The sequence below is a fragment of the Rhodohalobacter sp. genome, from assembly GCF_041686455.1.
Lineage (GTDB): Bacteria > Bacteroidota > Rhodothermia > Balneolales > Balneolaceae > Rhodohalobacter.
Window position 1 is genome coordinate 23,497 of the sequence record NZ_JAWLDW010000006.1, and the last position, 7,195, is coordinate 30,691.

Sequence of the window (7,195 nt, forward strand, 5' to 3'; positions counted from 1 at the left end):
TGGATTGAAACAAGTATTAAAATGCTTGAAAAACTTTTATACTTGCTGAATGGAAAAAAGGTCTAAAAATATCATTGATCAGATTACGGGATATTATAGTAACAGTGAGTATGTTCTGCTCGAATCTCAAATGCCGGAGCACCCTTCATCTGCCAGAAGTTACGTGGCTGTAAAGCCAAAGCGTTTTATTTTCGGGAAAGGAAAGCATATCACAAAAATTGTCGGGGGTAAAGAAGAAATTTCAGAAGATAGCCCATGGACTGCTATACGGCGTTTTATAGACGAGAGCCGAGGTATGACTTTTGGTTATTTTGGATATGATTTGAAAAACCATATTGAACCTCTTAGTTCTGAAAATCCGGAATTTGTAGATGTTCCCGACTTCTATTTTATGGAACCGGAAATTATGCTGAAAATTGAAGGAGAAAATGTTGAGGTTTTGGCGGGAAATGTCAATCTACAAGAGATTAAAAATCAACCTGTAAACAGCAGCTCCGAAAGTGTAAAGAATATTAAGAGGCTCGAAGAGAAATCATCATATATTCGTAAAATAAAAGAGATTCAGAGATTGATCTGGGAGGGCGATTTTTACGAATTGAACTATTCCTATCCGATAAAGGCAGAAATTACAGGCAATCCGCTAAGTATTTATAAAAAAATGAGAGAGATTAATCCTGTACCGTTTGGTGCTTTTATAAAAACAAAGAACTTTCAGGTTTGCTGCTCTTCGCCGGAGCGGTTCATTAAAAAATCCGGGAGAAAGGTTATCAGCGAGCCGATAAAAGGAACTTCACCCCGATCCGACGAGAAAACCGCTGACTTGAAAAATCGGGAAGAGCTTTTAAATGAAAAGAATAAGGCAGAGAATCTGATGATCGTGGATCTTGTACGTCATGATCTGTCCCTAATTGCAGAAACCGGTTCGGTGCAGGTTTCGAAGTTGTTTGATGTGCAGTCGTTTGGTACGGTTCACCAGTTAATCTCAACCATAGAGGCAACGGCATTGGAAGATGTTCATCCGGTTGATGTGATTAAGGCATGTTTCCCAATGGGCTCGATGACAGGTGCACCAAAGATAGAGGTGATGAAAACGATTGAAGATCTTGAGATCTACCGTAGAGGGATCTATTCCGGCGCGATCGGATATTTTACATCTGAAGGTGATTTTGATTTCAATGTGGTGATTCGATCAGCAATAATAAAGGACGGGTATGTAATCTATCCGGTGGGTGGTGCGATAACCGGTGACTCTAATCCCGAAGAAGAGTGGGAGGAGACCCATGTTAAAGCACGAGTTTTGACACGGATTGTCGAAAAATAGTTTGCTGCTGCTGAAATTCTTTCACGTTTGAATGAGTTATAAGCCATTGAGGCGAAGAGGTGAATTTATACTTCTCCGGTTTTTAAATCATCAAACTACTTTTAAGCATGAAAACACTCGGCGAATTAAGAAAAAGCGGCTATCAGTCAGAATCGGTTAAGGACGAACTGCGGAGAAATATGATCCGCAAAATGAAGGCTGATGAAGAGCTATTTCCGGGAATTCTGGGCTACGAAAAAACGGTGCTGCCCCAGCTTCAAAATGCAATTTTAGCCCGCCACGATATTATTTTGTTAGGTTTGAGAGGGCAGGCAAAAACCCGGATTTTACGACTTTTAGCAGGGTTCCTGAATGAAACTGTTCCTATCATCGAGGGTTCCGAGGTGAATGATGACCCGCTAAATCCAATCTCAAAATATGGCAGGGCGCTGGTGGATAAGCTTGGTGATGATACGCCCATCGCCTGGCTGAACCGCGAGCAGCGTTATGGAGAAAAACTGGCCACTCCCGATACAACTGTAGCGGATCTGATCGGAGACCTGGACCCCATTAAAGCTGCGTCTAAAAAACTCACCTTGGCCGATGAAGAAGTAATCAATTTTGGTTTGATACCAAGAACCAATCGTGGAATTTTTGTAATTAATGAGCTGCCCGACCTGCAGCCTAGAATTCAGGTAGCTTTGCTCAATATCATGCAAGAGAGAGATATTCAGATTCGCGGCTTTAATGTGCGGATCCCACTGGATGTATCGCTGGCTTTTTCTGCAAACCCTGAAGATTATACAAATCGTGGAAATATTATTACTCCACTCAAAGACCGCATCGATTCCCAGATTATTACCCACTATCCAAAAGAGCTGAAAATTGCTTCGCAAATTACTAAACAGGAAGCGTGGAGTAAAAGAAATGGGGATACGGAAGTGATCATACCCGAACTCTATCGGGATGTTTTGGAGTATGTAGCTTTTGAAGCCCGAGACAGTGAGTATATCGACCAGAAAAGCGGTGTTTCTACGCGAATGACAATCACAGCTATGGAGCAGGTGATATCAGCGGCAGAACGCAGAATGATTGCCAGCGGAGAGTCGGCTGCGCAGCTTCGCGTGACAGATCTGTACTACATGATTCCTGCGCTTACCGGGAAGCTGGAGCTGGTTTATGAAGGTGAGCAGGAGGGTGCTGTTAATGTAGCAAAGCATCTGCTTGGCAAAGCGATCAGGAGAGCTTTTCTAGATGTTTTTGAAGATCCGTCAGAAAGCAAGACAAAAGAAAATGACGCGGGTACTTATGAGAAAATATTGGATTGGTTTGCTGCTGGTCACTCTTTAGAAATTCCTGACTTGATGCCTCAAGGTGATTATAAAAAGGAATTGGAAAGAGTGGATGGGCTAAAAGAACTAGTTCAAGAAAATTCATCAATCAGAAAGGACGATCTGTTGCCGGCTATGGATCTGGTTATTGAAGCACTTCACCAATTCTCGAAGCTTGGTAAGGAAGATATTGATGATCATCGGTCTTATTCCGATATGCTTGGGAGCATGCTTGGCGGAATGGGAGATTTTGAAGAAGATGACTTTGATCTCTGATTAAATAAATCAAAAAGCTAAAAACCTTTGAATAGGTTACTTAGAGTAGTTCTCTGTGGTATTGACTTCTCGGCGAAATCTATGATGAAGATTTAACACCTGTCTATCCTTTTTAAATTAGAATTATATTCTTTAGATTAAGTAATAACAAAGAATATAATTCTACGTATGCCTGTAAAATTGGATGATACCGATCGGCAGATTATTGACCTTCTGCAAGAGAATGGCCGCATGCCCAATAATGAATTGGCCAAGAGAGTGGGGCTGACAACAACTCCAACACTGGAGCGTGTAAAACGCCTTGAGAGAGAAGGTGTAATAAAAGGTTATACGGCCTGGATTGATAAGAGCTCTATCGATAAGGGGTTAACCGTTTTTTGTAATATTAAATTATCGGTTCATCAACTGGGTAAGATGGAGGAGTTTTCAAAACACATTCATGGAATATCCGAAATACTTGCCTGCTACAATACAACCGGAGAATACGACTATTTGCTGCATGTGGTAGTAAAAGATACCAATGAGTATGAGCAATTTCTCCGGACAAAACTGACCCGGATTCCCGGTGTGGAGAGAATTTATACAGGAATAGTACTGTCTGTAATAAAGGAGCAATCTAAAATAACGGTGATGGAAAATGGAGACACTGACTAAACAAAATAAATCGATAGAAACAATCTGTGCGCAAGCAGATCATCCGGAGAAAGATCCCTACGGTTCGCATGCGATGCCACTTTATCAGACATCCACATTTAGGTTTAAAGATGTGGAAGCAGGTAAACGTTTTTTTGCACACGAAGAAGGCGGGGCAACACACAGCTATTCAAGACTTGGAAATCCGACGGTTGAGAAAGCTGAGAAGATTATTGCACAATTGGAAGGCATAGACCTGGAAGTAGAAACTGAAGGGATGATGTTTGGTTCAGGCATGGCTGCCATCACGACCGGTTTTATGGCGCTTGCTGCCGGCAAAAGAATCCTAGCACAGAAAGCTCTTTATGGATGTACCTCTCAGTTTTTGCAGGAGGAAGCCGGTCGGTACAATATTGCAGTAACAAATATGGATCCAAACAATTTGGATGAAGTAATGGACGCCTTTCGTGAACATGATGATATTGGATTGGTCTACCTCGAGAGTATTGCAAATCCAACCATGCGGGTTTGTGACTTGGAAGTGATTACTCAGATTGCACATCAGAATGGCGCTTTGGTGATGGTGGATAACACATTTGCAACACCTTATCATATGCGTCCACTGAATTGGGGAGTAGATCTGGTCGCTCATTCCACAACTAAATATCTAAACGGACACGGTACGGTTGTTGGCGGAGCTTTGGTGGCGAAAGAAGGGTTCTTCGCTGTAACGGATATGCATACCTACCGGAAGAATTTTGGTGGAATTTCCGGTCCGTTTGATGCCTGGCTTACGCTAATGGGCTTGAAAACGTTTCCGCTGCGAATGAAGCAGCACAATTTTAACGGACAAAAAGTGACTGATTTCCTGAAAGCCCATCCAAAAATCAGCAGGATATGGCATACCGGTCTGGAGACTCATCCCGATAAGGAGATTATCGACAAACTGATGATGAACGGCTATGGCGGCATGGTTGCCTTTGAATTGAAAGGAGGTCTGGATGCCGGAATTGAGCTGATGAACAGAGTAAAATTGTGTTCACTGGCAGTAAGTCTGGGTACGGTGGATTCACTTATCCAGCATCCGGCTTCGATGACGCACTCCGTTGTGGATCCGAAAATACGTGAAGAGTCGGGAATTACCGATGGGCTGGTGCGGCTGAGTGTCGGAATCGAGTCAGCCGATGACATCATTGCTGATTTGGAGCAGGCTTTGGGATGAATTGTAAAAACCTGACAGGTTTCTGGAACCTGTCAGGTTTAGTCTAGCAATCATCACTCCATTTCAATCACTTCTTTTGGCATGTGCATAGTTACCAGCATGTGTGGTACATCCACCACTTCTGCGATTTTTAGATCTCCCGCAAGTGATGCCAGCGCGTATGCATCGTACCGATCCATGCCGTGTTCAGCCTCCAGGTAGTCGATCATATATCGGGTGGCTTTTTCTGCGGCCTCGTCTATTGTTTCACCAAAAGCGGTAACGGCATAGTAGTCGTCCGATTCATATTCGGGCTCGTCAATAGGGCGTCTGTCTTTTAGAACTTCTACTTCATATACTATTCTCATAGGCGCTTCTATAGCAGTACCGCAAACCTCCCCCATTCCTTGCGCAGCATGCGCATCACCTATGGAGAAGAGTGCACCCTCCACAAAAACCGGGAAGTAAATGGTTGTTCCTTCCACCATGTGCGGATCGTCCATATTCCCGCCATTGTACCGCGGAGGAATCGTAGACAGCATTTCGTCGGTATCAGGAGCAACGCCCATCACGCCGGGAAATGGTTTAAGGGGAATACTGATTTCTTCTGAAAACCGAGCATGAGTTCCACCTTCTTCAAAGGTGAACGTTTTGAGCCAGGGCTGATCAAATTCATCGGCCAAAAATCCAAATCCCGGGATGACGGCTGTCCAGCCCCATTCGCCCAGTTCAATGTTATGAAGAGTTACTTTGAGTACATCACCGGGTTCGGCGTCTTCAACATAAACGGGACCGGTCAGTGGATGGATTGGATCGAAATCGAGGTCATCAAGATCCTCTACGGTGGATTCGGGTGTAAGCTGACCGTCGGAGGCCTCTTCAGTATACACTTCAATAACTGATCCGGAGGGAACGGTTAAAACAGGTTCAATTAACCGGCTCCAGCGACTATGGGTTTGATCATTTGTCAGCGAGTATTGAGGTTCAGGGTAGTCTCTTGCTTCTGACTGTTCAGTTTGACTCTGTTCAGAACTGCACCCGGCAAGGAGACCCACAATGAGAAGTGATAGTAAAAGTCGTGTCATTGTTGATAGATTAAATTAAAGGTTGGTCTGATGAGAATATGCGAAAAAAGAAGTAAAGTTTGTAAAACCCGGTACGAACCTGAAGTAATAAACCGGGTAAAAGTAAACGGCAACATTGAGGTAGGCCGCCACCCGGGTGTGGTACCGGTTAGTTTTCTGGTGCCAAAAAAATTAATTGAAAGGCATGAATTTTGGATACGACTGAAAAACATTACCGAAATTCGATGGCGCCTTCATTATGAATCGAAATCTTCTGCAGGAGTTGAAACGGAGGATTTCATTAAGCACTTTTTTTTAAATGTTGCAACCTAAGTAATTGAAAATCACAACATGGGTTGGGTATTTTTTCAAAGGGTTTTGAATTGTATTCAGGCCTAAATGCTATAGTTAAAAAAACTTCTACCAGCCCCCGCCGGCGCCACCGCCGCCTGAGCCAAATCCTCCACCGCCGCTGAATCCTCCAAAGCTCCCGCCGCCTCCGCCAAATCCACCGGATGACCGGCCACCGCCCCAGACTACAACACCGCCTGAACCCATAGTGTGACGTTTTCGTCTTCGTCCGCCTCCACTGCCACCGCTTGCATTAACCAAAATGTAAATCACAGAAAATAGGATCACAAAAATGACTATAAAAACAATTACTTTGGGTTTATCGTCGCTTTGTTGTGGAACTGCGTCATATTCGCCGGCGGCAAGACGCATAATGGTTGTGCTGGCTTCATCGAGCCCACTATAAAAGTCGTTATTTCTGAAATTTGGCCTGAGAATCTGGTCTACGATTCGTCCGGCCATGAGATCTGTAACAGCACCTTCCAGTCCGTATCCTACCTCAATCTGCATCTGGCGATCCTCTACTGCAACCAGAATTAACACACCGTTTTGTCGTTCTCCTTCCCACATTCGCCAGGAGTTGAAAATGGTATTGGCGGCTTCCTCACGGGAAACTCCCTGCAGGTTATTCAAAATGGCAATGGCAATGACGTTGGAAGTACTGTCGCGATAGGCTCGCAATTTTCGTTCTAGCTGTTGCTCCTGACTTGAGTTTAAGACATCGGCATAATCATTGACATGACCTGAAGGTGTTTGAGGGAAGTCTTGAGCTGAACCTTCACTCAGGCCTGCCATAAAAAACAGGCTCAGAAATAGAATTGTAATTGCAACTGTCAGATGTCGGTTAGTCATCATTTTGAATTTCTCTATTACTCTTAAAACTTATCTCATTACCCAGCTCGTCGGGGTCATTTCCGTCACTTGGGAAATTTGTTTTAAGCTTTTCCCCAATATCTCCGACAACACGCTCAATTCCTGCTTCAAAATTTCCTTTTTTGAATTCAGATATCAGGGTGTCTATTTCATCCTGCCAAAAATG

Annotated in this window: 7 protein-coding genes and 1 pseudogene; 5 read left to right on the forward strand and 3 right to left on the reverse strand. The window is 43.8% G+C overall.

The features are described 5' to 3' along the window. The first annotated feature begins 49 nt into the window (after positions 1-49). From ACESM0_RS01625 to ACESM0_RS01640, 4 genes are all read left to right on the forward strand, one after another. Positions 50-1,321 (forward strand): anthranilate synthase component I family protein, encoded by a 1,272-nt coding sequence (locus tag ACESM0_RS01625; protein WP_372902989.1) that lies wholly within the window; start codon positions 50-52, stop codon positions 1,319-1,321. A gap of 107 nt (positions 1,322-1,428) precedes the next feature. Continuing rightward, positions 1,429-2,907 (forward strand): AAA family ATPase, encoded by a 1,479-nt coding sequence (locus ACESM0_RS01630; RefSeq protein WP_372902991.1) that lies wholly within the window; start codon positions 1,429-1,431, stop codon positions 2,905-2,907. A 168-nt stretch (positions 2,908-3,075) separates the two neighbouring features. Next, positions 3,076-3,561: an Lrp/AsnC family transcriptional regulator gene (locus tag ACESM0_RS01635; protein WP_372902993.1), complete on the forward strand. Its 486-nt coding sequence runs from the start codon at positions 3,076-3,078 to the stop codon at positions 3,559-3,561. Further along, a complete protein-coding gene (locus ACESM0_RS01640; protein ID WP_372902995.1) occupies positions 3,545-4,762 on the forward strand; it encodes a trans-sulfuration enzyme family protein in 1,218 nt (405 codons plus the stop codon). The genes ACESM0_RS01635 and ACESM0_RS01640 overlap by 17 nt, the downstream gene beginning before the upstream one ends. A gap of 53 nt (positions 4,763-4,815) precedes the next feature. Here the strand turns inward: ACESM0_RS01640 and ACESM0_RS01645 are convergent, their stop codons facing one another. Then, positions 4,816-5,826 carry an acetamidase/formamidase family protein gene (locus ACESM0_RS01645; protein WP_372902997.1) on the reverse strand — a complete coding sequence of 337 codons (1,011 nt, stop codon included), beginning with the start codon at positions 5,824-5,826 and terminating at the stop codon, positions 4,816-4,818. A gap of 30 nt (positions 5,827-5,856) precedes the next feature. Between ACESM0_RS01645 and ACESM0_RS01650 the strand changes: the two genes are divergently transcribed. After that, positions 5,857-6,138 carry a hypothetical protein gene (locus tag ACESM0_RS01650; RefSeq protein ID WP_372902999.1) on the forward strand — a complete coding sequence of 94 codons (282 nt, stop codon included), beginning with the start codon at positions 5,857-5,859 and terminating at the stop codon, positions 6,136-6,138. 87 nt (positions 6,139-6,225) lie between these two features. Here ACESM0_RS01650 and ACESM0_RS01655 read toward each other — a convergent pair whose 3' ends face one another. Then, positions 6,226-7,011 (reverse strand): TPM domain-containing protein, encoded by a 786-nt coding sequence (locus ACESM0_RS01655; RefSeq protein ID WP_372903001.1) that lies wholly within the window; start codon positions 7,009-7,011, stop codon positions 6,226-6,228. Then, a pseudogene (locus tag ACESM0_RS01660) lies at positions 7,001-7,195 on the reverse strand (TPM domain-containing protein); the annotation flags it as partial. The gene ACESM0_RS01655 and the pseudogene ACESM0_RS01660, both read right to left, overlap by 11 nt.

Coding starts and splice junctions, on each gene's coding strand:
- ACESM0_RS01625 (WP_372902989.1), top strand. CDS start 50: ATGGAAAAAAGGTCTAAAAATATCATTGATCAGATTACGGGATATTAT.
- ACESM0_RS01630 (WP_372902991.1), top strand. CDS start 1,429: ATGAAAACACTCGGCGAATTAAGAAAAAGCGGCTATCAGTCAGAATCG.
- ACESM0_RS01635 (WP_372902993.1), top strand. CDS start 3,076: ATGCCTGTAAAATTGGATGATACCGATCGGCAGATTATTGACCTTCTG.
- ACESM0_RS01640 (WP_372902995.1), top strand. CDS start 3,545: ATGGAGACACTGACTAAACAAAATAAATCGATAGAAACAATCTGTGCG.
- ACESM0_RS01645 (WP_372902997.1), bottom strand. CDS start 5,826: ATGACACGACTTTTACTATCACTTCTCATTGTGGGTCTCCTTGCCGGG.
- ACESM0_RS01650 (WP_372902999.1), top strand. CDS start 5,857: ATGAGAATATGCGAAAAAAGAAGTAAAGTTTGTAAAACCCGGTACGAA.
- ACESM0_RS01655 (WP_372903001.1), bottom strand. CDS start 7,011: ATGATGACTAACCGACATCTGACAGTTGCAATTACAATTCTATTTCTG.